The sequence below is a fragment of the Pseudomonas sp. Y24-6 genome (assembly GCF_020295325.1).
Taxonomy (GTDB): domain Bacteria; phylum Pseudomonadota; class Gammaproteobacteria; order Pseudomonadales; family Pseudomonadaceae; genus Aquipseudomonas; species Aquipseudomonas gregormendelii.
This window is the reverse complement of the sequence record NZ_JACBXG010000004.1, coordinates 185,371-211,307: the sequence shown is the minus strand read 5'-3', so window position 1 is coordinate 211,307 and position 25,937 is coordinate 185,371. Positions and strand designations below refer to the sequence as shown.

Sequence of the window (25,937 nt, the reverse complement as noted above, 5' to 3'; positions counted from 1 at the left end):
CGGCGACTGGAGGCCGAGGATAGCGCATTTCGCGCCGCGCTTTAACGGGGAGGCAGTTGCTGCAAGCGTTCGAGAATATCCAGCACCACCATTCGCGGCGGCCGCTCATCGGTTTCCACCACCAGATCGGCGATTTCCCGATAGAGCGGATCGCGAATCGCCAGCAGATCCCGAAGGGTCTTGGCCGGATCTGCCGTGCGCAATAGCGGCCGATTGCGGTCGCGGGACGTTCGCCCCACCTGCTGCTCGACGGAAGCATGCAGGTACACGACCCGACCACCGGCATGCAGCGCCCGACGATTGGCTTCGCGCATGACTGCACCGCCGCCGGTCGCCAACACCACGCCATCGCACGCGCACAGCTCGGCAATCATCGCCTGCTCGCGATCACGGAAGCCTGGCTCGCCTTCCTTATCGAAAATCCATGGGATATTGGCGCCCGTGCGCAATTCAATTTCCTTGTCGGAATCTTTGAACGGCAGGCGCAGCTCTTTGGCCAGTAACCGGCCGATGGTGCTTTTTCCAGCCCCCATCGGTCCTACAAGAATCAAATTTCGCACAGAATCAACGACTCACAGCAATCGCCTGGTTATTCATGATACGCGGTGTGAGAAACACCAACAGCTCGGATTTTTTCTCCGAAACCACGTCACGCCGGAAAAGGCGGCCAAGATACGGCACATCGCCGAGAAATGGCACCTTATCTACAACCTTGCTTTGAGTATTTGAGAAAACGCCACCGATGACGATGGTCTCGCCATCGTTGACCAACACCTTGGCATTGACCTCGTTTTTCTTGATCGGCGGTACGTCCTGCACCTTGTTCAGGTAATCCGGCTCATCCTTGGTGACCTTGACCTCCATGATAATCCGGTTGTCCGGGGTGATCTGCGGGGTCACTTCCAGCGACAGCGATGCCTCCTTGAAGGACACGGATGTGGCACCGCTGGAACTGGCTTCCTGATACGGAATCTCGGTGCCCTTGAGGATCTTCGCGGTTTCCTTGTCGGAGGTGACGACCTTGGGTTGCGAGACGATTTCGCCGTTGCCGGTTTTTTCCATCGCCGTCAGTTCCAGGTCGAGCAACACGTTATCGGTAATGAACGCGATGCCGATTCCCGAGGTATTAGCCGAGGTGCCCAGGTCGACGAAAGGCGAATTGGTGCCCGTGCTGCCCGGTGTACCAATAGTGGTGGACGAGCCGTTGACCCCCGAGGAGTTCCAGTTGCCCTTCTGCACCGAACCACCCCAGCGCACGCCGAGACTCTTGTCGTAATCGACGTTGGCCTCGACAATTCGCGCCTCGATCATCACCTGACGCACCGGAATATCCAGCTGCGCCACGATGCGACGAAGTTCGTCGAGACGATTCTGGGTCTGGTAGGCAATGATGTTGTTGGTGCGCTCATCGACGGTGATCGAACCACGCTCGTCGACTTTCGCTTCGGCACTGGTGACCGACTGGAACAGCTTGGCGATATCGGCAGCCTTGGCGTAGTTGACCTGCAGCAGCTCGCGACGCAGGGGGGCCAGTTCGGCGATCTGCTTTTGCGACTCCAGCTCCTGGCGCTCGCGAGCGGCAATTTCCTCCGCCGGCGCAACCAGCAAGACGTTGCCGACCATGCGCTTGTCCAGGCCCTTTGTCTTCAGCACCAGGTCCAGCGCCTGGTCCCACGGCACATTTTGCAGGCGCAGGGTAATGCCGCCCTGGACCGTGTCACTGGCCACCAGATTGAGGTTGGTGAAGTCGGCAATCAACTGCAGCACCGAGCGCACATCGATGTCCTGGAAATTCAGCGAAAGTTTCTCGCCACTGTAGGCGAAGCGTTCGGCATTGCGTTTTTGCAGGTCGTCGACGGTCATCGCCCGAATGCTGACGGTGAGCTTGTTGTCGGTCTGATAGGTCGAGTAGTCGAACGCGCCACTGGGTTCGATGCTGATGGTCGCACGGTCCCCGGTGGCACTGGCATTAACGAATTGCACCGGCGTGGCGAAATCCTTCACGTCCAGGCGGACTCGCAGGGACTCTGGCAGCTGGGTTCGGGCGAAGCCAAGGATGATCTTGCCCTCGCGCTCTTGAATGTCCGGGGCGATGGATGGATCGGACAGGTCGATGACCACATTGCCCTCGCCCTGGGTGCCACGCTGGAAGTCAACGCTGCGAATAGCCTTGGCTACCGGCGCGTAGGCTTTCGCCGGGGCCGGCGAAGTGACGGCACGCGGCGCGCTGGCGACCGGTCGCGATGCAGCCTTGCTCGCGCCCTGGCCGACAACCACAAACAGGGTGTTGCCTTCGACCCGCGAGGTGTAGGGGGACAACTGCGTCAGGTTGATGATCAGACGCGTCCGGTCCTTGGCTTCCACCACCGTGGCACTGCGGGCATTGCCGCCACCCAGGTCGCGGGTCTTGCTCGACAGCTGGCTGACCACCCCGGGCAGGTCGAGTGCGATCCGCGCCGGTGACTCGGTGGTGTAGCCCTTGGGCGTGGGAGGCGTGCCATCGAACGACAGCTTCAACTCGATCCGGTCCCCAGGCAGTGCGGCAACGTCCAGCGTCTTCAGATTGGCCGCTTGTGCCATCGGCGAAAGCAGCGCTATCCATAGCGAAATACCGAGGGCTGAGAAAATCCTGTTCATGATTCGAGTCCCACTATGAATGCTCTTTCAAAGGTATGGTTCGCGGCCGTTCCAGCCAGGCTCCCTGGCCGTCGGGGACGATTTCGATCACGTCGACCTGTGAGCCGCTGATGGCGACAATGCGCCCATCGTTGCGCCCAAGGTAGTCACCGACTTTCAGTCGATGCACGCCGCCAGCCCCGCGCAGCAGCGCAAAGGAGCCGGTTGCATTGGAAATCGTGCCGACCATTTCAAACTGCTCGATGTTGAAACCTTCCAGGTACTGCTTGGCCCGGGCAGGATCAGGCTTGACGTTACGCGAGCCGTGCTTCTGGCCAGCCAGGTCCACCCTGACCTGCCGGGAAAACGGGCTTCGCAGGTTGGCGGCGCTGTAGGTGAACGTCGGGTAGGAGCGGAAAATCGGCGTTGGCTCTATCTTCCCCGGTGGGCGCAGGCGAACTTCGTTCATGTAGGCATCGAGGTCGCTGACGTCGTCGCCCTTCCCACAGCCGGCCAACCCGAGCACGACGAGCACCATGGCCAAACAACGGATCGGGCTCATTTCGGCGCCCCCTTGTCGTTATAGCGGTAGGTCTTGGCGAGGATACTCATGCGTAACTTCGTCCCGCCATCCGGGTCGGCCGCAGCAATGTCGAAGTCATGCAGCGTGACGATCCGGGGCAGGCCGGCCACACCGCTGACGAAGGTCGCCAGGTCGTGATAGGCCCCGGTCACGGTGATCTGGATCGGCAGTTCGATGTAGAACTGCTGGGTAACTTCCGGCAGCAACTTGATCTCTTCGAACTCCAGCCCACTCCCGAGCCCGGTGCGAGTGATGTCCTCCAGCAGGCCCGGCACCTCGGTGTCGCTGGGCAGTTGGCGCAGCAACACGCCAAAGGAGTTTTCCATCTCTTTCATCTGCTGGGTGTACAGCTCGAGATTGGCGGCCATGCGGGCCTTGGAGGTGAATTGCTCCTTGAGTGTCAGCTCCTCCTCACGCTTGCTGTCCAGCTGGGTTTCCAGGTCGCTGAGGTAAAAGTGATACCCCAGGGCCAGTACCAGCACCATCAGCAGCCCACCCGCGATCGCCTTGATCGCCGGCGGCCATGAGCCGATGTTGTTGGTGTCCAAGTCGTTGATATCAACGTTGCGCAGTCCGGCAAACCATTCCGATGGACTCATTGACCGTCCTCCACAGCGGCGGGCTGGGTCTGTCGAACCGTCAACTGGAAGATGTTCGCCTGGTCGAGCTGACCCGCCGTAGTGGCCTTGACCTCGGTCAGGCTGGGGGCATCGAACCAGTCGGAGCCGTCAAGATTGCGCATCAGGTCAGACACGCGATTATTGGACTCGGCAGCACCGGTAATGGACAAGGTAGTGCCGACCATTTTGACTTCGGTGAAATACACCCCGTCCGGCAAGGTGCGCGCCAGCTGGTCGAATATCCGCCCGCTGATTGGCCGATTGCCCTGCAGGTCCTGGATGATACGCATGCGCTCGATGAGCTGCTGGCGGCGTGCCTTCAAGTCGCTGATCTGCTTGATCCGCTCATCGACTACGGCAATCTGCTTGCCGATGTAATCGTTGCGTGCGAGCTGACGGTCAACGGCCGCTGTGATGACCTGGTCCGCAATCAGCACCGCCCCCACGGAGCCTACCAGGACCCCAACGAGGGTCACCAGGAAGCGTTTGCGGCGTTCCTCGCGCAGTTCCTCGCGCCAGGGTAGAAGATTGATCCGCGCCATCAGTCAAAACTCCTGAGTGCCAGCCCGCAAGCGATCATCAGTGCCGGCGCATCACTGGCCAGGGCACCGGCGTTGACCTTGCTGCTCAGGGTCATGTCGGAAAATGGGTTGGCCACCTGGGTCGGCGTATTCAGGCGCTGCTCGATCAAGCGGTCCAGCCCCGGAACTGACGCCGTGCCGCCGGCCAGCAGAATGTGGTCGACCGCATTGTATTGGCCAGACGCGAAGAAAAACTGCAACGAACGGGAGACCTGTTGCACCAGCGCCTCGCGAAACGGTTGCAACACCTCACTGACGTAATCGTCCGGCAGGCCACCCTGTTTTTTCGCCAGCCCTGCCTGCTCAAGGGTCAGGCCGTAGCGACGCTGGATTTCTTCGGTCAACTGACGCCCCCCGAACAACTGCTCGCGGGTGTAGATAATTCGCCCCTTGTGCAAAACACTGAGGGTGGTCATGGTTGCACCGATGTCGACCACGGCCACGGTCAACTGCCCCTGGGGGCTGGCCAGATGGCCAGTCAGCAGGCCGAACGAGCGCTCCAGCGCATAGGCCTCGACATCGACCACCCGCGCGGTAAGGCCGGCCAGTGCCAGGGCAGCCTCACGGACTTCGACATTTTCCTTGCGGCAGGCGGCCAGCAGCACATTGACTCGTGCCGGGTTTCGCACCGAAGGCCCCTGGACTTCGAAGTCGATGGCGACTTCGTCCAGGGGATAGGGAATGTATTGATCGGCCTCGATCTTCAGCTGGTTTTCCAGCTCGTCGTCGGAGAGGCCGGCATCCATCTCGATTGTCTTGGTGATCACCGCCGAACCGGCCACCGCCACCGCCACATTCCTGAGATTGGTCCTGGCCTTGATCAGCACGCGCGACAATGCCTGCCCGACACCTTCGAGTTCAGCGATATTCTTTTCGATGACTGCATTGGCGGGCAGCGGCTCGACTGCATAGGCCTCAACCCGGTAGCGCTCGCCTTGACGACTTAACTCCAGAAGCTTCACCGACGTGGAGCTGATGTCGATCCCCAGAAGCGTGTTGGCCTTTTTATTGAAGAGTCCTAGCACTACCCATTCCCTATGACTATCCGTGAGTTACGGACTCTGTAATGTCCATTGCGTTCAACCCGCCCGTCTTGACAACAGCGCAAATGACGCCCCGCGACGGAAAAATGCTTATAATGCCCAGCGATTTTTTACCAGTTTTTACTCCAAGCTCGGGACATTACTCTTTTCACCAGTCCCTGGCGTCAAATTCATTCTTTGCCTGGATATCCAAACGCCTTGATTCGTCTGCTGAAATTTTTCGGTTGGTCCGTCGTCGCCGTTTTCTGCGGACTGCTCCTGAGTCTGAGTGGCGCCTATCTTTACCTTAGCCCCGGATTGCCGTCTGTGGAGGCACTGAGAAGCATTCAGTTGCAGATTCCGCTACGGGTATACAGCAGTGACGACAAGTTGATTGCAGAATTCGGCGAAATGCGCCGGACTCCGATCCGTTTCGCCGACATTCCGCCGAATTTCATTAATGCGTTGCTAAGCGCTGAAGACGATAACTTCGCCAACCACTATGGCGTCGATCCGAGCAGCCTGATGCGTGCCGCCACCCAGCTGGTGAAGAGCGGCCATATCCAGTCCGGCGGCAGCACCATCACCATGCAGGTGGCAAAGAATTTCTTCCTGACCAGCGAGCGCAGCTTCTCACGCAAGACCACCGAAATTCTCCTGGCCCTGCAAATTGAACGCCAGCTGACCAAGGACGAGATCCTCGAGCTGTACGTTAACAAAATCTACCTGGGTAACCGCGCCTATGGCATCGAAGCCGCTGCGCAGGTGTACTACGGCAAGTCGATCCGTGACGTCAGCCTGGCGCAGATGGCGATGATTGCGGGCCTGCCCAAGGCCCCTTCGCGCTTCAATCCGCTGGCCAACCCGGCGCGCAGCAAAGAGCGGCGTGACTGGATCCTGGGCCGCATGTACAAGCTGGGCAAGATCACCGAAGCCGACTACACCGCCGCGATCAACGAGCCGCTCAACGCCAGTTATCACGTCCCGACACCGGAAGTGAACGCCCCCTACATTGCCGAGATGGCCCGCGCCGAAATGGTCGGCCGCTATGGCAGCGACGCTTATACCGAAGGGTTCCGCGTGACCACCACGGTGCCAAGCAACCTGCAGGAAATGGCCAACACGGCGCTTCACGAAGGCCTGATCACTTACGATCAGCGCCACGGTTATCGCGGCCCTGAATCGCGCCTGCCGGGCAAAACCCGCGAAGCCTGGGCAACCGAACTGACCAAGCAACGCACCATCAGCAGCCTCGAGCCGGCCATCGTCATCCAGGTCGACAAGAACGGCCTGCAGGTGCTGACCCGCACCGGCGAGGAGCACGTCAGCTGGGACACGATGAAATGGGCGCGACCGTTCCTCAATACCAACAGCATGGGCGCCAATCCCAAGCAGCCAGCTGATGTAGCCCAGGTCGGCGACCTGGTGCGCGTGCAGCGCCAGCCTGACAACTCGCTGAAGTTCAGCCAGATTCCCCAGGCCCAGGGCGCACTGGTGTCCCTCGACCCGCAAAACGGCGCCATTCGCTCGCTGGTAGGTGGTTTTGCTTTCGAACAGAGCAATTACAACCGCGCCATGCAAGCCAAGCGTCAGCCAGGCTCGAGTTTCAAGCCGTTCGTCTACAGCGCCGCGCTGGATAATGGCTACACCGCCGCCAGCCTGGTGAACGATGCACCGATCGTGTTCGTTGACGAATACCTGGACAAGGTCTGGCGCCCGAAGAACGACACCAACACGTTCCTCGGCCCGATTCGCCTGCGTGAAGGCCTGTACAAGTCGCGCAACCTGGTGTCGATCCGCCTGGTGCAGGCATTGGGTATCGACCGTACCATCGACTACATCAGCAGGTTCGGCTTCAAGAAAGAAGACTTGCCGCGCAACCTGTCCCTGGCCCTGGGCACCGCGACCCTGACGCCAATGGAAATTGCCACCGGCTGGAGCACCTTTGCCAACGGCGGCTATAAAGTGAGCCCGTACCTGATCGAAAAGGTCGAGAGCCGTAACGGTGACCTGCTGTTCGCTGCCAACCCGCCAAGCGTGCCCAAGGGCGAAGTCGTCAGCGATGGCATCGCGGCACCAGCGGCCAGCGCTTTCACGGTCAATGCAACGCCTGCGGACGCCTCAAGTACCCAGCCTGCGCAGTCACCTGCAGTGGCTGAACGCATCGTCGATGGCCGCACCACCTATATTCTCAACAGCATGCTCGAAGACGTGATCAAACGCGGCACCGGTCGCCGCGCACTGGCTTTGGGCCGCAGTGACATTGCAGGCAAAACCGGTACCACCAACGAATCCAAGGACGCCTGGTTCTCCGGCTACAACGCCGACTACGTGACCACCGTCTGGACCGGCTTCGACCAACCTGAGAGCCTGGGTCGCAAGGAATTCGGCGGCACCGTAGCACTGCCGATCTGGATGAACTACATGGCCGCCGCGCTAAAGGACAAGCCGCCGCACACCCAACCTGAACCGGAAGGCATCCTGAGCCTGCGGGTTGACCCGGTCAGCGGCCGGGCAGCCTCGCCAGGCACGCCTGGCGCCTACTTCGAGCTGTTCAAGGCCGAAGATACGCCACCGACCGGCAGCGAGCTGGGAAGCGGTTCTGCGCCAGGCAGCCCGTTGCCTGCGGATGAAGGTGCGCCGATCGATTTGTTCTGATCTATTAGCGCAAACCAAAAGCCCCGCCTTCGAGAGAAGCGCGGGGCTTTTTTACAGCCAGGATCAAAAGATCGCAGCCTTCGGCAGCGCCTACAGGGGAACGTGATCTCCCGCAGGACCTGCCGAAGGCTGTGATCCTTTGATTGTCCGGGCAATAAAAAACCCGGCCACTGACCGGGTTTTCCTGAGTACTACGGCTTAGCCGTTGAACACATCATCCACGCTTTTCAGCGGGTAGTTCTTCGGATACGGCAGGGTCGCTACGCCGGTCTCGATCGCGGCCTTGGCCACGGCATCGGAGATGACGGTGATCAGGCGAGCATCCATTGGTTTAGGGATGATGTACTCACGACCGAATTCCAGCTTGATGCCGCCATAGGCGTCACACACTTCCTGAGGCACCGGCAATTTGGCCAGTTCACGCAGGGCATTGGCAGCCGCCACTTTCATTTCTTCGTTGATGCGCTTGGCGCGAACGTCCAGGGCACCGCGGAAGATGAACGGGAAGCCCAGTACGTTGTTGACCTGGTTCGGGTAGTCCGAACGGCCGGTGGCCATGATCACGTCGTCACGGGTAGCGTGCGCCAGTTCCGGGGAGATTTCCGGATCAGGGTTCGAGCACGCGAACACGATCGGGTTGGCCGCCATGGATTTCAGGCCTTCAGCGCTCAACAGGTTCGGACCAGACAGGCCCACGAACACATCAGCACCGGCCAGGGCGTCAGCCAAGGTGCGCTTTTCGGTAGCGTGGGCAAACACGGCCTTGTACTGGTTCAGGTCGTCACGGCCGGAGTGGATTACACCGGTACGGTCAACCATATAAATGTTTTCGATGTTGGCGCCCATGCTCACTAGCAATTTCATGCAGGAGATGGCGGCCGCACCGGCGCCCAGGCAGACGATCTTGGCTTCTGCCAGGGTCTTGCCGGCGATTTCCAGTGCGTTGATCATGCCGGCCGCAGTAACGATCGCGGTGCCGTGCTGGTCATCGTGGAATACTGGAATGTCGCACTGTTCGATCAGCGCGCGCTCGATCTCAAAGCATTCAGGTGCCTTGATGTCTTCCAGGTTGATGCCACCGAAAGTGATGGAGATGCGCTTGACGGTGTCGATGAAGGCTTGCGGGCTTTCGGAGTCGACTTCGATGTCGAAAACGTCGATGCCGGCGAAGCGCTTGAACAGTACACCCTTGCCTTCCATCACTGGCTTGGAAGCCAATGGACCCAGGTTACCCAGGCCCAGAATCGCGGTGCCGTCGGAAATCACTGCAACCAGGTTGCCCTTGCCGGTGTATTTGTAGGCCAGTTCAGGATCGCGGGCGATTTCGCGCACTGGTTCGGCTACGCCGGGGCTGTAGGCCAGCGACAGGTCGCGGGCGGTAGCAGTGGCCTTGGTGAGCTCGACACTCAGCTTACCTGGACGTGGATGGGCGTGATATTCGAGAGCGGCAGTTTTCAGATCAGACATGGGGGCATTCCGCTTTTTACTGTTGGACAGACTGGTCAGCGAGGATACGCGCCTCGTAAAGTCCCCACAAGACTGACCAGTCACCCCTGTCAAGCACCGCGCCTTACGACTTTGGGCCAAGAGCCACGGAACACAAGGGATAGACTGTTCACAATCGACTGAAAAAATGTCTACAATTTTTTTCAGGGCGCCATCTGAAGCATCACCGGATCGCTCAATGGCAATAACCAGCGCGCCTGTCCGTTTTTCAGTTCGCCACGTCTTGACCTGTCAACGACCCAACCTCGAGCCTCGACCTGTCTGCCCTGCAGTTGCTCCAGCGCCGACAGGTCGAAGCGCTTCAGTAGATTGGGCGCAACCCGCAGCACAACTGAATCCTGCAACTCGATCCAGATTCCGCCGCCATTGCGCTGTACCTTGCTCACAACGCCACCCACAACGGCAAACCCGGAACCTCTGATTTGCCCTGCTTCAATCACAGGGGACTGGCGCCACAACCCGAGTCTGGCCTGACGAGCACTTTGCTCGGCGGCTTGCTGGCAGGCCGCCAGATCGACATTAGGGGCCACCGCCACCTGGAAACCCAGGCCCTCGGCAAGCATTTGCGCTTCAAGATTGGCACCATCGGCACCGTAGACATGGGCCAGGGTTCGGCCATAGCGGTCTTTACGCTCTTTTCCGGGAAGCAGACCGACCCGCCCGGCGCTCGCCGCTACCAGGGCCTCCAGACGCTTGCGCGCCGCGACAGCAAAGGGCTCGTCAGTGCGGCCTTTCTTGCCAAGCTCTGGAGTGTTCAGGCCGATCATCCGCACATTGCGGCCATCGGTCAGCCGCAACGTGTCACCGTCGACGACTCGCTGTACCTGAGCCGGTGCCAGGCTGCTGGGTGCAGGGCAGAAGGCCTGGGCGCCGGAAAGCCAAATCGCGGACACAAAAAAGGCGCCCGCGAGGGACGCCTTTTTCAACAGCAAGGAAAGGCCCAAAGGGCGTTTCAACCTTACTCTGCAGCAGCAGGAGCTTTCTTGCCGAAAGCGCCGAAACGGTCTGCGAAGCGCTGTACACGGCCGCCAGTATCCAGAGTCTTCTGCTTACCGGTGTAGAACGGGTGGCACTCGTTGCATACGTCAGTGCCCAGTGGCTTGCACAGGTTCGAACGGGTTTCGAACTTGTTACCGCAGCTGCAAGTTACCTGGATGGTTTCGTATGCTGGATGGATATCGGCTTTCATGGTGTATTCCTCAGGCTAGCGTGCCGCCACTCAACACTATTGTTGAATACCGCACGTAATTAGGCCGCGGATTCTACCAGACAATCCCGATCACGCAAGCTGTCCCTTCTACCGACCGTCTGCTAGGCTCGCGACTTAAAGCACCCTTCCTGCAGGAGCGGGCTTGCTCGCGAAAGCGCTGTATCCGTTAGCACCATGGCGTCTGAGTCAACGCTTTCGCGAGCAAGCCTGCCCACACAGGTTTCATGCCCAGCCTGCATTTATTGCTCGCCCACAGAGACTCCCCCGCGTGCCCGACGCCATTTTGCGCCTAGCCCTGCCTTCGCCCCTGCGCCGCCTGTTCGATTACCGTGCTCCCGCCGGGGTCTTGCGTGCCCAGTTGCAACCGGGCATGCGCCTGAGGGTGCCGTTCGGCAGGCGGGAGATGATCGGGATCCTGGTAGAAGTCACCGATACCAGCGAAGTGCCTGTCGACAAGCTCAAGCCGGCCCTGGCCCTGCTCGACGTCACCGCGCCTTTGCCGCCGGCACTGTTCAAGCTGTGCCTGTGGACCTCCCAGTACTACCAGCATAGCCTCGGCGACACCTTGAGCTGGGCGCTGCCCGTGCTGCTGCGCCAGGGTGAGCTGGCCGAAGCGCGGCAGGAGCGCTTCTGGTCGGCCGCACCCGGGGCCAGCCTCGATGACCCGCGTATCGCTCGCGCCCCGCGACAGCGCGAGGCCCTGGCTACCCTGGCCCAGCATCCCCACGGCGTGGCCCACCAGCTGCTGAGCAAGCTGATGCTGAGCAAGGACAGCCTGGATCTGCTGCTGGCCAAGGACCTGGTGCAGGTGGAAATCCGCAAGCATGCCCCGGGTGCCCGTCACGAACACTGGCTGGCCCAGCCGGAGCTGCCGCTTAACCCCGAGCAACGTGCGGCCTATGAAGCCATTCGCGCCGGCTTCGACAGTTATCACGCGTTCCTGCTCGCGGGCGTTACAGGCAGCGGCAAAACCGAAGTCTATCTGCAACTCATCCGCGAAACCCTTGAAGCCGGAAAGCAGGCATTGGTGCTGATCCCGGAAATCAACCTGGGACCGCAAACCCTCGCGCGCTTCGAGCAACGTTTCAATGCACGCATCGCGCTGATTCACTCGGGGATCAACGACCGCGAACGCCTCGAAGCCTGGCTCGCCGCCCGGGATGGCGATGCCGACATTATTATCGGCACCCGCTCGGCACTGTTCACCCCGATGAAAAACCCCGGGCTGATCATCATCGACGAAGAGCACGACGGCTCCTATAAACAGCAAGAAGGTCTGCGTTATCACGCTCGGGACCTGGCGCTGGTGCGCGCTCGCCAGGAAAACATCCCGATCGTCCTCGGTTCGGCCACGCCTTCGCTGGAGAGCCTGCACAATGCCTACACCGGCCGTTACGGGTTGCTGCGCTTGAACGAGCGCGCCGGTGGCGCCAAGCAACCGCGTTTCCTGCGCCTGGACGTAAAGAGCCGTCCGCTGGATAGTGGTATTTCCGGCCCCATGCAGCAGGCGATCGGCCAGACCCTGGCTGCCGGGCAACAGGTATTGGTATTTCTCAACCGCCGGGGTTTTGCCCCGACTCTGCTGTGCCACGACTGCGGCTGGATGTCTGAATGCCAACGCTGTGATGCGCGAATGACCGTGCACCAACGCTCCGGCGAACTGCGCTGCCACCATTGCGGCTATGTCGAACGCGTGCCTCGGCATTGCCCGAAATGCGCGAAAGTGGATTTGCGCCCGGTAGGGGCTGGCACCGAGCGCGCCGAAGAGCGGCTGGCGATTTTGTTTCCAGAGGTGCCGGTACTGCGCGTAGACCGCGACAGCACTTCGCGCAAGGACGCCATGAACCAGTTGTTCGCGACCATCCAGAAAGGCCAGCCGTGCATTCTGGTGGGCACGCAGATGCTTGCCAAAGGTCATCACTTCCCCAGGGTGACCCTGGTGTCGATCCTGGATGCCGACGGCGGCCTGTTTTCCGGCGACTTCCGCGCCAGCGAGCGCATGGCCCAGCTGATAGTGCAGGTCGCCGGGCGTGCCGGGCGTGCCGAGGAACCAGGCAGGGTGATCATCCAGACTCACCTGGCCGATCATCCGCTGCTGGTGCAACTGACCGAGCAGGGTTATTTCGCCTTTGCCGAGCAAGCATTGAGCGAGCGGCGCTCGGCGGGCCTGCCACCCTTTGCCCACCTGGCGCTTTTGCGCGCAGAGGCACACAAGCCGGGGCAGGCCGAAGGCTTTCTTGACGAAGCATGCAGCGAGGCCGAGCGTTTGCTGGCCGAGCAGAATTTGACCGGCATTGAGCTGCTCGGGCCGGTGCCCGCCCCCATGGAGCGTCGCGCGGGACGGTATCGCGCGCAGCTATTGTTGCAGGCGACAGCCCGCGCGCCGCTGCATCGGCTGCTGAGCAGTTGGTTGTTGGTGCTGGAGCAGATGCCGAGTGGGCGGGCGGTGCGCTGGTCGCTGGATGTCGATCCCGTCGATTTGTATTGAGGGTCAAAAGATCGTCCGAACGCGGCCCGAGCCTTCGGCAGCTCCTACCCCGATTGCGCTTCTCTGCAGGAGCTGCCGAAGGCTGCGATCTTTGCCGCTTTTGTCACCGCATATCCATAACCTGCCCGCTATAGTTGGCAAGCCCGTCTCCGCCACGGATAATGCCCAGTTTTTCCACCCGCGCATCCAGGCGCTGCCGCGCTTGCGGTCGAAAGAGAGCATCATGAAAGACACCATTCGCCAGCTGATCCAACAAGCCATCACCCAACTCGTCAACGAAGGTGTGTTGCCTGAAGGCCTGTCGCCGGCGATCCAGGTGGAAAACTCCCGCGACAAGAAGAACGGCGACTTCGCCAGCAACATCGCCATGATGCTGGCCAAACCGGCAGGCATGAAGCCCCGCGACCTGGCGGAAAAAATCATCGCCGCGCTGCCATCCGATGAAAACATCACCAAGACCGAAATCGCCGGCCCGGGCTTCCTGAACTTTTTCCAGAACACCCAGGCCCTGGCCTCGCGGCTTGACGCAGCATTGGCAGACGCAAACATCGGTGTGCGCAAGGCAGGCCCGACCCAACGCACCGTGGTCGACCTGTCCGCACCCAACCTCGCCAAGGAAATGCACGTCGGCCATTTGCGCTCGACCATCATTGGCGATGGCGTGGCTCGCGTCCTGGAGTTCCTCGGCGACGACGTGATCCGGCAGAACCATGTTGGCGACTGGGGCACCCAGTTCGGCATGCTGATGGCTTATCTGCAGGAAAACCCGATCACCAGTGATGAACTGTCGGACCTGGAAAACTTCTACCGCGCCGCCAAGGGCCGTTTCGACGAATCCGAGGAGTTCGCCGACCGTGCCCGCGGCCTGGTGGTCAAGCTGCAAGCCGGCGACCCGGAATGCCTGGCGTTGTGGACCAAGTTCAAAGACATCTCCTTGTCCCACTGCCAGAAAATCTACGAGTTGCTGAACGTCAAGCTGACCATGGCCGACGTGATGGGCGAAAGCGCCTACAACGACGACCTGATCAATGTGGTCAACGACCTCAAGGCCGCCGGCATGCTGGTGGAGAGCAACGGCGCCCAGTGCGTATTCCTCGACGAATTCAAAAACGCCGACGGCGACCCGCTGCCGGTGATCATCGTCAAGGCCGATGGCGGCTACCTGTACGCCACCACCGACCTGGCGGCCGTGCGCTATCGCAGTGGCAAGCTCAAGGCTGATCGCGCCCTGTACTTCGTCGACCAGCGCCAGGCCCTCCACTTCCAGCAAGTGTTCGCCGTGGCCCGCAAGGCCGGCTTCGTGACCCATCCGATGGAAATGGAACACATGGGCTTCGGCACCATGAACGGCGCTGACGGCCGTCCATTCAAGACCCGCGATGGCGGCACCGTGAAACTGATCGACCTGTTGACCGAGGCCCAGGAACGCGCCTACACCCTGGTCAAGGACAAGAACCCGGAGCTGGCCGAAACCGAGCTGCGCAACATCGCCAAGGTGGTGGGCATCGGCGCGGTAAAATACGCCGACCTGTCCAAGCACCGAACCAGCGACTACAGCTTCAACTTCGACCTGATGCTGAATTTCGAAGGCAACACCGCGCCGTACCTGCTGTACGCCTACACCCGCGTGGCTGGCGTGTTCCGCAAGCTGGGCAAGGATTTCAGCGAAGTCGAAGGCCAGATCACCCTGGAAGCCGTCCATGAGCACGAACTGGCGGCCAAGCTGGCGCAGTTCGGTGAAGTGCTCAATAACGTTTGCGACAAAGGCACGCCGCACATTCTGTGCACCTACCTGTACGATGTCGCGGGCCTGTTCTCCAGCTTCTACGAGAACTGCCCGATTCTCAGCGCCGAAACCCCGGCGCAAATGCAGAGCCGCCTGCGCCTCGCCGCGCTGACCGGTCGCACTCTCAAGCAAGGCCTGGAACTCTTGGGTCTGGAAACTCTGGAGCGTATGTAAGTTGGCTGCCAAGAAAAAACCTGCACCCAAGCGTGGCGCCAGCCGTTACCAGGCACCTGCCAAGCAACCGATCCCGGGATGGCTGTGGATGGCCATCGGCCTGACGGTCGGTGCTTTCATTGTATTTTTGATGAAGCTGGAGCCTGGCAAAGGCAGCGAGAGCGTCAAGCGCGAGAAGATCGAGCAACAGAAAGCCACCCGGATCGCCGAGGCCAACAAGACCCCGCCGAGCCCGACGCAACCGGTGAAGCCAAAGTACGACTTCTACACGTTGCTGCCGGAATCGGAAGTCATCGTGCCTGCCGATGCCGTGCCGGAAAAAACCTTGCCGACACCCCAGGTGCCCGCGATTCCGACCACTCCGGTGACGCCGGAGCAGGCTGCCAAGATCGACACTGCGCGGGCGCAGGCAGCACTGGCCGGGATTACCCCACCGCCAGCGCCGCCGGTGAGCAAGGCCGCACCGGTGACCAAGTTCTTCCTGCAGGCCGGCTCGTTCCGCAAGGAGGCTGACGCAGACAAGGTTCGGGCGCAGATCATCCTGCTGGGCCAGGCCGTGGCGGTTGAGTCCGGCACCGTGAAGGACGAGACCTGGTACCGGGTGCTGGTCGGGCCGTTCAGCAATCGCGAACAACTGACCACCGCGCAGAAACAACTGGCGGGCAGCGGCTTCAGCAACCTGTTGTTACAACAACGCCAAAGCCGCTGAGTTCTTGCCATCGCAGCTCCCTCAGGAGACAACAATCCCTGTAGGAGCTGCCACACCGCTCGTCCTCTCTCCCTCCCCGCAGTTGAAAAACCCGTCACCACCCCCATATGAGTTTCCATAAGGCATTTTCGCCCCGCTGCGTGGAGACTCTCCCTTGACCACCATCGTTTCAGTTCGCCGCCACGGCAAAGTCGTCATGGGCGGCGACGGCCAGGTTTCTCTCGGCAATACCGTGATGAAAGGCAACGCGAAGAAAGTTCGACGCCTGTACCACGGCCAGGTTATCGCCGGTTTTGCCGGGGCCACGGCTGACGCCTTCACCCTTTTCGAGCGGTTTGAAGGTCAGCTTGAGAAACATCAGGGTCACCTGGTTCGCGCTGCTGTCGAACTCGCCAAAGAATGGCGTACCGACCGTACTCTGAGTCGTCTCGAAGCCATGTTGGCAGTGGCCAACAAGGATGCTTCGCTGATCATTACCGGCAACGGCGACGTGGTCGAGCCTGAAGAAGGCCTGATCGCCATGGGTTCCGGTGGCGGTTACGCCCAGGCCGCCGCAAGCGCGCTGCTGAAGAAGACCGACCTGTCCGCCCGGGAAATCGTCGAAACCGCACTCGGCATCGCTGGCGACATCTGCGTATTCACCAACCACACCCAGACCATTGAGGAGCAGGACTGCGCCGAATAAGCCTGTTTCGGCCTTTGTGCCACGGCTCATTCTTGCTTGAGGTCCGCCAATTATTATGTCCATGACTCCCCGTGAAATCGTCCACGAACTCAATCGCCATATCATCGGCCAGGACGATGCCAAACGCGCCGTCGCCATCGCCCTGCGTAATCGCTGGCGCCGGATGCAGCTGCCCGAAGAGCTGCGCGTTGAAGTAACCCCCAAGAACATTTTGATGATCGGCCCGACCGGTGTCGGCAAGACCGAAATCGCCCGTCGCCTGGCCAAGCTCGCCAACGCGCCGTTCATCAAGGTTGAAGCGACCAAGTTCACCGAAGTCGGTTATGTCGGTCGCGATGTCGAATCGATCATTCGTGACCTGGCTGATGCCGCGATGAAACTGCTGCGCGAACAGGAAATGACCAAGGTTCGCCACCGCGCCGAAGATGCCGCCGAAGAGCGCATTCTTGACGCCCTGCTGCCACCGGCACGCGCGGGCTTCAACAGTGACGAAGCGGCTCCGTCTGCCGACTCCAATACCCGCCAGCTGTTCCGCAAGCGCCTGCGTGAAGGCCAGCTGGATGACAAGGAGATTGAAATCGAAGTCGCCGAAACGGCCGGCGTCGATATCTCCGCGCCGCCGGGCATGGAAGAAATGACAAACCAGCTGCAGAGCCTGTTTGCCAACATGGGCAAGGGCAAGAAAAAAGCGCGCAAGCTCAAGGTCAAGGAAGCGCTGAAACTGGTGCGCGACGAAGAGGCCGGGCGCCTGGTCAACGACGAAGAGCTCAAGGCCAAGGCCCTGGAAGCGGTTGAGCAGCACGGTATCGTGTTCATCGACGAAATCGACAAGGTCGCCAAGCGCGGCAACTCCGGCGGCGTCGATGTCTCTCGCGAAGGCGTGCAGCGCGACTTGCTGCCGCTGATCGAAGGCTGCACCGTCAATACCAAGCTGGGCATGGTCAAGACCGATCACATCCTGTTCATCGCCTCGGGTGCGTTCCACCTGAGCAAGCCGAGCGACCTGGTGCCGGAACTGCAAGGTCGCCTGCCGATCCGCGTTGAGCTCAAGGCACTGACGCCAGAAGACTTCGAGCGCATCCTCAGCGAGCCACATGCGTCCCTGACCGAGCAATATTGCGCATTGTTGAAAACCGAAGGCCTGGGCATCGAGTTCCAGCCGGACGGGATCAAGCGCATCGCCGAGATCGCCTGGCAGGTGAACGAAAAGACCGAGAACATCGGTGCCCGTCGCTTGCACACGCTGCTGGAGCGCTTGCTGGAAGAAGTGTCGTTCAGTGCCGGCGACCTCGCCAGCGCCCACGACGACAAGGTGATCATGATCGACGCCGAATACGTCAACAGCCACCTGGGCGAATTGGCGCAGAACGAAGACCTGTCCCGTTATATCCTGTAGGTCACCTGCGGCCCCGTAGGTGCTGCCAAAGGCTGCGATCTTTTGATCTTGATTTTCTCAGGGTCAAAAATCAAAAGATCGCAGCCTGCGGCAGCTCCTACAGGGTGCGTCACCACACGGACATCCGGCCATGATCCCCACCGACATTAAGCTGCACAAAGCCTCGAAAACCCTGTCGCTGAAATACGCGTCCGGCGAGGAACACCACCTGCCCGCAGAATTCCTGCGCGTGCACTCCCCTTCCGCCGAGGTCCAGGGCCACGGCAAACCCATCCTGCAATTTGGCAAGATCGGCGTCGGCCTGAGCAAGGTCGAACCGGCCGGTCAGTACGCACTGAAATTGACCTTCGATGACGGCCACGACAGCGGCCTGTTCACCTGGGAATATCTGTATCAGCTGGGCGTGCGCCAGGAAGACCTCTGGAACGATTATCTTGCAGAGCTCAAGGCTGCCGGAAAAACCCGCGACCCGCAGCAATCCGTCGTCAGGCTGATGCTCTAGTCCGCACCTCTTGCTCATTAGAAGGCATTTTCTAATTTCATCTGTTTGAATGCTCCGCTCCAGGGCCGACGATTAGCCCGCTTGCGAAAAAAATTAAACTCGGGTAACCAATGGAGCTGGCAAGTTCCCTGCAGTGCTCTCTGCATAAAAGCAGTGGTGCAGAACTATCGGTCACCCGAGTAGTAGTACCTGGCATTTGCTGTGTGACTACACAGCTGGACTCAGGTACTCGTCTCAGGACAATGGAGCGTCGTAGATGAGTAACAAGAATAACGATGACCTGAAATCTCAGGCCTCGGAAAATACCTTGGGGCTGAATCCTGTCGTTGGACTGCGTAGAAAGGATCTTCTGGGCTCAGCTCGAATGGTGCTGACCCAAGCCATCAAACAACCGATTCACAGCGTCAAGCACGTTGCCCATTTCGGCCTCGAACTCAAGAATGTCCTGTTCGGTAAATCCGAACTCCAGCCTGCCGGTGATGATCGCCGCTTCGCCGACCCGGCCTGGAGCCAGAACCCGCTCTACAAACGTTATCTGCAAACCTACCTGGCGTGGCGCAAGGAACTCCACGACTGGATCGACGACAGCAGTCTTTCGCCCAAGGATGTCGCCCGCGGGCACTTCGTCATCAACCTCATGACCGAGGCAATGGCCCCGACCAACAGTGCAGCCAACCCGGCGGCGGTCAAACGCTTTTTCGAAACCGGGGGCAAGAGCCTGCTCGACGGCCTCTCGCATCTGGCCAAGGACCTGGTACACAACGGCGGCATGCCCAGCCAGGTCAACATGGGTGCGTTCGAAGTGGGCAAGAGCCTGGGCGTGACCGAAGGCGCGGTAGTGTTTCGCAACGACGTACTGGAGCTGATCCAGTACCGGCCGATCACCGAGCAGGTGCACGAGCGCCCGCTGCTGGTAGTTCCACCGCAAATCAACAAGTTCTATGTATTCGACCTCAGTCCGGACAAGAGCCTGGCGCGGTTCTGCCTGCGCAACAACGTGCAGACCTTCATCGTCAGCTGGCGCAACCCGACCAAGGAGCAGCGCGAGTGGGGCCTGTCGACCTATATCGAAGCACTCAAGGAAGCAGTCGACGTCGTCACCGCTATCACCGGCAGCAAGGATGTGAACATGCTCGGCGCCTGCTCCGGCGGGATCACCTGCACTGCGCTGCTGGGCCACTATGCCGCGATCGGCGAGAAGAAGGTCAATGCCCTGACGCTCCTGGTCAGCGTCCTGGACACGACGCTGGACAGCGACGTGGCGTTGTTCGTCGACGAGCAAACCCTCGAAGCCGCCAAGCGCCACTCCTATCAGGCCGGTGTACTGGAAGGCCGCGACATGGCGAAAGTCTTCGCCTGGATGCGCCCCAACGACCTGATCTGGAACTACTGGGTCAATAACTACCTGCTGGGCAACGAGCCGCCGGTGTTCGACATCCTGTTCTGGAACAACGACACCACGAGATTGCCCGCCGCCTTCCACGGCGACCTGATCGAGATGTTCAAAAACAACCCACTGATCCGCCCGAATGCACTGGAAGTGTGCGGCACCGCCATCGATCTGAAGCAGGTCACGGCCGACATTTTTTCCCTCGCCGGCACCAACGACCACATCACGCCGTGGAAATCCTGCTACAAGTCGGCGCAACTGTTTGGCGGTAACGTCGAGTTCGTGCTGTCGAGCAGCGGCCACATCCAAAGCATCCTGAACCCGCCTGGCAATCCAAAGTCACGTTACATGACCGGCAGCGAAATGGCGGTGAACGCCGAGCAGTGGCAGGAGAATTCCACCAAGCACACGGACTCCTGGTGGCTGCACTGGCAGGCCTGGCAGGCGGAGCGTTCAGGCAAGCTGAAGAAATCGCCGACCAGCCTGGGCAACAAGACCTTCGCCGCCGGCGAAGCTGCACCGGGCACATACGTACACGAGCGGTAACCGATACACCCCGGTCTGCAGGAGCTGCCGCAGGCTGCGATCTTTTGATTCTGGTTTTTCAAAATCAAGATCAAAGATCGCAATCCTGGGCAGCTCCTACGGCGTTCGGGGATGAATTCACCCACAGGGCCTGAAGCATGCCGCAACCGTTCATTTTTCGTACCGTCGACCTGGATGGCCAGACCCTCCGGACCGCCGTACGCCCCGGCAAGCCTCATTTGACGCCCTTGCTGATTTTCAACGGCATCGGCGCCAACCTGGAGCTGGTATTTCCGTTTGTCGCGGCGCTGGACCCGGACCTGGAAGTCATCGCCTTCGATGTTCCGGGAGTGGGTGGCTCGTCGACGCCAAGTCGGCCCTACCGCTTTCCGGGCCTGGCGAAACTCACGGCACGCATGCTCGACTACCTCGACTACGGCCGGGTCAACGTGATCGGCGTGTCCTGGGGCGGCGCCCTGGCCCAACAGTTTGCCTACGACTACCCCGAACGCTGCAAGAAACTCGTCCTGGCTGCGACTGCGGCCGGTGCGGTGATGGTCCCGGGTAAACCCAAAGTACTGTGGATGATGGCCAGCCCCAGGCGCTACATCCAGCCGTCCCATGTGATCCGTATCGCGCCGATGATTTACGGCGGCTCGTTCCGCCGCGACTCGACCCTGGCGGCCAGCCATGCGGCGAAAGTCCGTTCAGCGGGCAAGCTTGGCTATTACTGGCAGCTGTTCGCCGGCCTTGGCTGGACCAGCATTCACTGGCTGCACAAAATTCACCAGCCGACCCTGGTTCTGGCCGGTGATGACGACCCATTGATCCCCCTGGTCAACATGCGCCTGCTGGCCTGGCGGATTCCCAACGCTCAGTTGCACATCATCGATGACGGTCATTTGTTCCTGATCACCAGGGCCGAAGCGGTGGCGCCGATCATCATGAAATTCCTCGAAGAGGAACGCCAGCGCGCAGTGATGCACCCGCATCCGGCGCCATTGGGCGGTTAACCGGCACCGGCGTTTGGTCACAAAAAGGAATCGGCAGGACGCCGTACCGCGCAACAACCCGTTAGTGCGGCTATGGTGTTCTGGTCCAGTGAGTTTGTTTTTGGCCTGAAGACGAAGGAGTGTTGAGTCATGCGCGAAAAACCAGTGCGGGATTCCCTGCCCACTCCCGCCGCGTTCATCAACGCACAAAGTGCGATTACCGGCTTGCGTGGCCGCGATATGCTGTCGACCTTGCGCAGTGTGGCCGCTCACGGCTTGCGCAATCCGCTGCACAGTGCCCGGCACGCGTTGAAGTTCGGCGGCCAGTTGGGTCGCGTGCTGTTGGGCGAAACCCTGCACCCGACCAACCCGCAGGACAATCGGTTTGCCGACCCCGCGTGGAGTCTCAATCCATTTTACCGCCGCAGCCTTCAGGCCTATCTCAGCTGGCAGAAGCAGGTCAAAAGCTGGATCGACGAGAGCAATATGAGCCCCGACGATCGAGCCCGCGCGCACTTCGCGTTCGCCTTGCTCAACGACGCCGTGGCACCTTCCAACTCGTTGCTCAACCCGCTGGCAATCAAGGAAATCTTCAACTCGGGTGGCAACAGCCTGGTGCGCGGAATCAGCCATCTGGTCGATGACTTGCTGCACAACGACGGCCTGCCCCGGCAAGTCACCAAACAGGCCTTCGAAGTCGGTAAAACCGTCGCGACAACCACAGGCTCCGTGGTGTTTCGCAATGAATTGCTGGAGTTGATCCAGTACCGGCCGATGAGCGAGAAACAGTATTCGAAACCCTTGCTGGTGGTGCCGCCGCAGATTAATAAGTACTACATTTTTGACCTGAGCCCCGCCAACAGCTTCGTCCAGTTCGCCCTGAAAAATGGCCTGCAGACCTTCATGATCAGCTGGCGCAACCCCGATGTACGTCACCGTGAATGGGGTCTTTCGACCTACGTTGAAGCTGTCGAGGAAGCGATGAACGTTTGCCGGGCGATCACCGGCGCGCGGGAGGTCAACCTCATGGGCGCCTGCGCCGGGGGCCTGACCATTGCCGCGCTGCAAGGTCACCTGCAGGCCAAGCGCCAGTTGCGCCGGGTCTCCAGCGCTACCTACCTGGTCAGCCTGCTGGACAGTCAGATGGACTCCCCCGCCACCCTGTTCGCCGATGAGCAGACACTGGAAGCGGCCAAGCGTCGCTCTTACCAGAAAGGTGTGCTGGACGGCCGCGACATGGCCAAGGTGTTCGCCTGGATGCGTCCCAACGACCTGATCTGGAGTTACTTCGTCAACAATTACCTGCTGGGCAAAGAACCGCCGGCCTTCGACATTCTCTATTGGAACAACGACAACACCCGTCTGCCAGCGGCGCTGCATGGCGATCTGCTGGACTTCTTCAAACACAATCCGCTGAGTCACCCCGGCGGGCTGGAGGTGTGCGGCACGCCAATCGACCTGCAGAAGGTCACGGTCGACAGCTTCAGCGTGGCCGGCATCAACGATCACATCACGCCGTGGGATGCGGTGTACCGCTCCACCTTGCTGCTTGGCGGCGACAGGCGTTTCGTGCTGTCCAACAGCGGCCACGTGCAGAGCATCCTCAACCCGCCGAGCAACCCGAAAGCCAATTTCGTCGAAGGCGCCAAACTCAGCCTCGACCCACGGGCCTGGTTTTATGACGCCAAGCAGGTCGACGGCAGCTGGTGGACCCAATGGCTGAGTTGGGTCCAGGCACGCTCAGGGGCGCAGAAAGAAACGCACATGGCCCTCGGCAATCAGAACTATCCACCGATGGAGGCTGCACCCGGCACCTATGTGCGAGTGCGCTGACGTTCAACGAACCATTAAGAAGACTGGATGAAGACCCGCGACCGGATTCTCGAATGTGCCTTGCAGTTGTTCAACCAGAAGGGCGAACCGAACGTTTCGACCATGGAAGTGGCCAACGAAATGGGCATCAGCCCGGGCAACCTCTACTACCACTTTCACGGCAAGGAGCCGCTGATACTGGGTTTGTTCGAGCGCTTTCAAAACGAACTGTCGCCGCTGCTCGACCCGCCGCCGGACGCGCATTTGGCACCGGAAGATTACTGGCTGTTCCTGCACCTGATTGTCGAGCGGCTGGCGCATTACCGTTTCCTGTTTCAGGACCTGTCCAATCTGGCAGGCCGCCTGCCCAAGCTGGCCAAGGGGATCCGCAACCTGCTCAACGCGTTGAAGCGCACGCTGGCCTCGCTGTTGGCGCGCTTGAAGGCTCAGGGGCAGCTGGTCAGCGATACCCAGGCACTTGGGCAATTGGTAGAGCAGATCACCATGACCTTGCTGTTTTCACTGGACTACCAGCGGATCCTCGATCGCGAGGGTGAGGTCCGGTTGGTGGTTTACCAGATCATGATGCTGGTGGCGCCGCACTTGTTGCCGCCGATCAAGGTGGCGACCGAGCACCTGGCGATGCAATACCTGGAAGAACACGGGTAAAAGATCACCGTCCACCACCGTAGGAGCTGCCGAGTGAAACGAGGCTGCGATCTTTTGATTTTTAAAGATCAAAAGATCGCAGCCTTCGGCAGCTCCTACAGGGATGATGCTGTGCATAAAAAAACGCCCGACCTTTGCAGGCCGGGCGTTTTTATTGAGTCCTGGAATCAGGACTGACTGGTTGGCGTCGATGGTGCTGGCGCGGCAGTCGGGGTTGCAGCCGGGGTCGGCGCGGCGGCCGAGTTCGACGTGCTGGCCGGGGCCGGGGTCGGCTTGGCGGCAGCCGTTGCGGCTGGTTTTGCTGCAGCGGCTTTCGGCGCCGCCGGCTTCTTCACTGCAGGCTTCTTCGCTGCGGCAGGTTTTGCCGCTGGCTTGGCAGCGGGTTTGGCCGCTGTGCTTTTTGCAGCAGGTTTGGCTGCAGCCGTCTTGGCCGCAGGTTTGGCTGCCGGCTTGGCGGTGGCTTTTGCAGCAGCAGATTTGACGGCTGACTTCGCTGCAGCGGGTTTCGCTGCGGCAGTCTTGGCCACCGACTTGGCGGCAGACGCGGCTTTCGCTGCAGTCTTGGCTACCGGCTTGGCGACAGCTTTGGCCAGTGGCTTGGCAGCCGGTTTGGCCGCTGCGGTTTTAGTCGCCACTGGCGCGACCTTGGCGCCGGTGAGTTTTTCGATCTGCTTGGTCAGGGTATCGACCTTGCTATGCAGTGCCTTGACTTCATTACGGCTCGGCACGCCCAGACGCGAAATGGCGCTATTCAGGCGCTTGTCAAAAGCCCCTTCGAGCTCATCCCACTTGCCCAGTGCACGATCTTTCACGCCGCTGATGCGCGACTTGGCCGACGTGGCGGAGTCTTTTGCCGCATCGACTTTATCGCCGACTGCATTCTTGGCGAGCTTCTCGGCTTTCTCGCCATCTTTTACCAAGGTATCGAAGAGCTTGCTGCCGTCAGTGTCGATCTTCGAGTACACGCCTAAACCGGCCAGCCAGATTTTGCGGGAGTAGTCTTCAACTTTCCCGATCCACGAGCTGCCTTCTTTTTCGGTGTTCTTTTTACCAGCCATCCCGTTCTCCTTAAGATTTACGCGCGACGCGTTCGAGCAATGCCGTCAGCTCATCGAGCTTAGCAGAGAGTGTCTCAACGTCATGTTTAGACGGAATGCCGATACGATTCAAGGCACTTGCAACGCGCGAGTCAAAAGCCTTCTCGACCTTGTCGAGTTGCAGTTCGACTTTGCCTTTGAAACTACTGACTTCACTCTTTGCTTCATCGATCTCGGAGTTGGCGGCTTCAAGTTTTTCCGCAACTACCTTTTTACCTTTCTTTTCAACAGTTTGACCTTCCTTGATCAACTCCTGAAAGTATTCGCTGCCTTCTTGGCCGACCTTGGTGTAGGCCCCCAGGCCTGCCAGCCAGATCTTGCGGGCATAAGATTTGACGTCGCCCAGAGCAGATGTCGAAGCGTCGATTTTTTTCTTCAAAATAACTTTGGCCATGGTGCACCTCACGCGCAGAAGGTTTGAGGAACTGCCCGCGAAAGAGTCGGGCTCAGGCACAAAGTAGTGAGAATAATTAGAAACGGCACCCTAACAACTGACATGAAACGGTGGTGCCTGAATGAAAAGATCGCAGCCCTCGGCAGCGCCTACAGGGGAATGTGGACTCTGCAGGCGCTGCCGAAGGCTGCGATCTTTTGAGCTTCAGGCCAGGGCCTTGTCCAGCGCCTTTTCAATCTCGGCTTTGATCATACCGCTCATGGCCGACATCATCAGGCCCAACTCCACGTCGACCTTGATCGAATCCTCGGCCACATGCACCGCGCCCTTCACCCCCGAGCGCTTGAGATTCAGGGTATCGCCCGCCCACTGCGGCTCCAGGCCATACTGATCGGACAGTTTCTGCGCCAGCTGGTCGGCCTTCTCGCGAGCCGCTTCCTTGCCCAGCGCGTGGGCACGTTCAACACTAATACGGGCCATCAAATGACTCCTGCTTTATGAATGCTTCCTGAAGCATCTTGA

General features: G+C 60.1%; 23 protein-coding genes. 11 read left to right on the top strand and 12 right to left on the bottom strand.

Annotated elements, in window-relative coordinates:
- Positions 1–41: 41 nt before the first annotated feature.
- The 6 genes from aroK to HYI44_RS09770 are packed head-to-tail and all read right to left on the bottom strand — an operon-like array spanning position 42 to position 5,425.
- A complete protein-coding gene (gene aroK, locus HYI44_RS09795) occupies positions 42–560 on the bottom strand; it encodes a shikimate kinase AroK (RefSeq protein ID WP_045061936.1) in 519 nt (172 codons plus the stop codon).
- A 4-nt stretch (positions 561–564) separates the two neighbouring features.
- Entirely contained in the window at positions 565–2,637 is a 2,073-nt protein-coding gene (gene pilQ / locus HYI44_RS09790; protein WP_122841487.1) for a type IV pilus secretin PilQ, read from the bottom strand.
- A 13-nt stretch (positions 2,638–2,650) separates the two neighbouring features.
- The gene (locus tag HYI44_RS09785; RefSeq protein WP_122841486.1) at positions 2,651–3,178 is read right to left on the bottom strand and encodes a pilus assembly protein PilP; all 528 of its coding nucleotides are present in this window, start codon (positions 3,176–3,178) and stop codon (positions 2,651–2,653) included.
- Positions 3,175–3,798, bottom strand: a complete 624-nt coding sequence (gene pilO / locus HYI44_RS09780) for a type 4a pilus biogenesis protein PilO (protein WP_201147807.1) — start codon at positions 3,796–3,798, stop codon at positions 3,175–3,177. Before pilO ends, HYI44_RS09785 begins: the two co-directional genes overlap by 4 nt.
- Complete coding sequence (locus tag HYI44_RS09775) at positions 3,795–4,361, bottom strand: PilN domain-containing protein (RefSeq protein ID WP_201147806.1); 567 nt, start codon at positions 4,359–4,361, stop codon at positions 3,795–3,797. Before HYI44_RS09775 ends, pilO begins: the two co-directional genes overlap by 4 nt.
- Positions 4,361–5,425 carry a pilus assembly protein PilM gene (locus HYI44_RS09770; RefSeq protein WP_045061941.1) on the bottom strand — a complete coding sequence of 355 codons (1,065 nt, stop codon included), beginning with the start codon at positions 5,423–5,425 and terminating at the stop codon, positions 4,361–4,363. Before HYI44_RS09770 ends, HYI44_RS09775 begins: the two co-directional genes overlap by 1 nt.
- A gap of 219 nt (positions 5,426–5,644) precedes the next feature.
- Here HYI44_RS09770 and HYI44_RS09765 point away from each other — a divergent pair, with 219 nt between their 5' ends.
- On the top strand, positions 5,645–8,080 hold the full coding sequence (locus tag HYI44_RS09765) for a penicillin-binding protein 1A (protein ID WP_412548480.1): 2,436 nt from the start codon (positions 5,645–5,647) through the stop codon (positions 8,078–8,080).
- Between the two features lie 198 nt (positions 8,081–8,278).
- Here the strand turns inward: HYI44_RS09765 and HYI44_RS09760 are convergent, their stop codons facing one another.
- The 3 genes from HYI44_RS09760 to rpmE all read right to left on the bottom strand — a co-directional run bounded on the left by HYI44_RS09760 (position 8,279) and on the right by rpmE (position 10,775).
- Positions 8,279–9,547: a malic enzyme-like NAD(P)-binding protein gene (locus tag HYI44_RS09760; RefSeq protein WP_045061943.1), complete on the bottom strand. Its 1,269-nt coding sequence runs from the start codon at positions 9,545–9,547 to the stop codon at positions 8,279–8,281.
- Positions 9,548–9,729: 182 nt separating this feature from the next.
- Positions 9,730–10,518, bottom strand: coding sequence for a thermonuclease family protein (locus HYI44_RS09755; protein ID WP_122841673.1), 789 nt, complete (start codon positions 10,516–10,518; stop codon positions 9,730–9,732).
- A 26-nt stretch (positions 10,519–10,544) separates the two neighbouring features.
- A complete protein-coding gene (rpmE, locus tag HYI44_RS09750) occupies positions 10,545–10,775 on the bottom strand; it encodes a 50S ribosomal protein L31 (protein WP_029296053.1) in 231 nt (76 codons plus the stop codon).
- Positions 10,776–11,064: 289 nt separating this feature from the next.
- Here rpmE and HYI44_RS09745 point away from each other — a divergent pair, with 289 nt between their 5' ends.
- From HYI44_RS09745 to HYI44_RS09695, 10 genes are all read left to right on the top strand, one after another.
- Complete coding sequence (locus HYI44_RS09745; protein WP_122841482.1) at positions 11,065–13,284, top strand: primosomal protein N'; 2,220 nt, start codon at positions 11,065–11,067, stop codon at positions 13,282–13,284.
- A gap of 223 nt (positions 13,285–13,507) precedes the next feature.
- Positions 13,508–15,244, top strand: a complete 1,737-nt coding sequence (gene argS, locus HYI44_RS09735) for an arginine--tRNA ligase (RefSeq protein WP_045061947.1) — start codon at positions 13,508–13,510, stop codon at positions 15,242–15,244.
- Between the two features lies 1 nt (position 15,245).
- Positions 15,246–15,953, top strand: coding sequence for an SPOR domain-containing protein (locus tag HYI44_RS09730; protein WP_045061948.1), 708 nt, complete (start codon positions 15,246–15,248; stop codon positions 15,951–15,953).
- 154 nt (positions 15,954–16,107) lie between these two features.
- Entirely contained in the window at positions 16,108–16,638 is a 531-nt protein-coding gene (gene hslV, locus HYI44_RS09725; protein WP_007948954.1) for an ATP-dependent protease subunit HslV, read from the top strand.
- A 55-nt stretch (positions 16,639–16,693) separates the two neighbouring features.
- The gene (hslU, locus tag HYI44_RS09720; RefSeq protein ID WP_122841480.1) at positions 16,694–18,034 is read left to right on the top strand and encodes an ATP-dependent protease ATPase subunit HslU; all 1,341 of its coding nucleotides are present in this window, start codon (positions 16,694–16,696) and stop codon (positions 18,032–18,034) included.
- A gap of 130 nt (positions 18,035–18,164) precedes the next feature.
- On the top strand, positions 18,165–18,536 hold the full coding sequence (locus tag HYI44_RS09715) for a gamma-butyrobetaine hydroxylase-like domain-containing protein (protein ID WP_225569301.1): 372 nt from the start codon (positions 18,165–18,167) through the stop codon (positions 18,534–18,536).
- Between the two features lie 256 nt (positions 18,537–18,792).
- Entirely contained in the window at positions 18,793–20,472 is a 1,680-nt protein-coding gene (phaC, locus tag HYI44_RS09710) for a class II poly(R)-hydroxyalkanoic acid synthase (protein ID WP_225569300.1), read from the top strand.
- Between the two features lie 137 nt (positions 20,473–20,609).
- Positions 20,610–21,464, top strand: a complete 855-nt coding sequence (gene phaZ, locus HYI44_RS09705; protein WP_045061952.1) for a poly(3-hydroxyalkanoate) depolymerase — start codon at positions 20,610–20,612, stop codon at positions 21,462–21,464.
- A 129-nt stretch (positions 21,465–21,593) separates the two neighbouring features.
- The gene (phaC, locus tag HYI44_RS09700) at positions 21,594–23,276 is read left to right on the top strand and encodes a class II poly(R)-hydroxyalkanoic acid synthase (RefSeq protein WP_122841477.1); all 1,683 of its coding nucleotides are present in this window, start codon (positions 21,594–21,596) and stop codon (positions 23,274–23,276) included.
- Positions 23,277–23,303: 27 nt separating this feature from the next.
- A complete protein-coding gene (locus HYI44_RS09695) occupies positions 23,304–23,924 on the top strand; it encodes a TetR/AcrR family transcriptional regulator (protein WP_122841476.1) in 621 nt (206 codons plus the stop codon).
- A 167-nt stretch (positions 23,925–24,091) separates the two neighbouring features.
- Here HYI44_RS09695 and HYI44_RS09690 read toward each other — a convergent pair whose 3' ends face one another.
- The 3 genes from HYI44_RS09690 to HYI44_RS09680 all read right to left on the bottom strand — a co-directional run bounded on the left by HYI44_RS09690 (position 24,092) and on the right by HYI44_RS09680 (position 25,895).
- Positions 24,092–24,982, bottom strand: a complete 891-nt coding sequence (locus tag HYI44_RS09690) for a phasin family protein (protein ID WP_122841475.1) — start codon at positions 24,980–24,982, stop codon at positions 24,092–24,094.
- A 10-nt stretch (positions 24,983–24,992) separates the two neighbouring features.
- The gene (locus tag HYI44_RS09685) at positions 24,993–25,415 is read right to left on the bottom strand and encodes a phasin family protein (RefSeq protein ID WP_045061956.1); all 423 of its coding nucleotides are present in this window, start codon (positions 25,413–25,415) and stop codon (positions 24,993–24,995) included.
- A gap of 204 nt (positions 25,416–25,619) precedes the next feature.
- Positions 25,620–25,895, bottom strand: a complete 276-nt coding sequence (locus HYI44_RS09680; RefSeq protein WP_045061957.1) for a polyhydroxyalkanoic acid system family protein — start codon at positions 25,893–25,895, stop codon at positions 25,620–25,622.
- Positions 25,896–25,937: the final 42 nt, after the last annotated feature.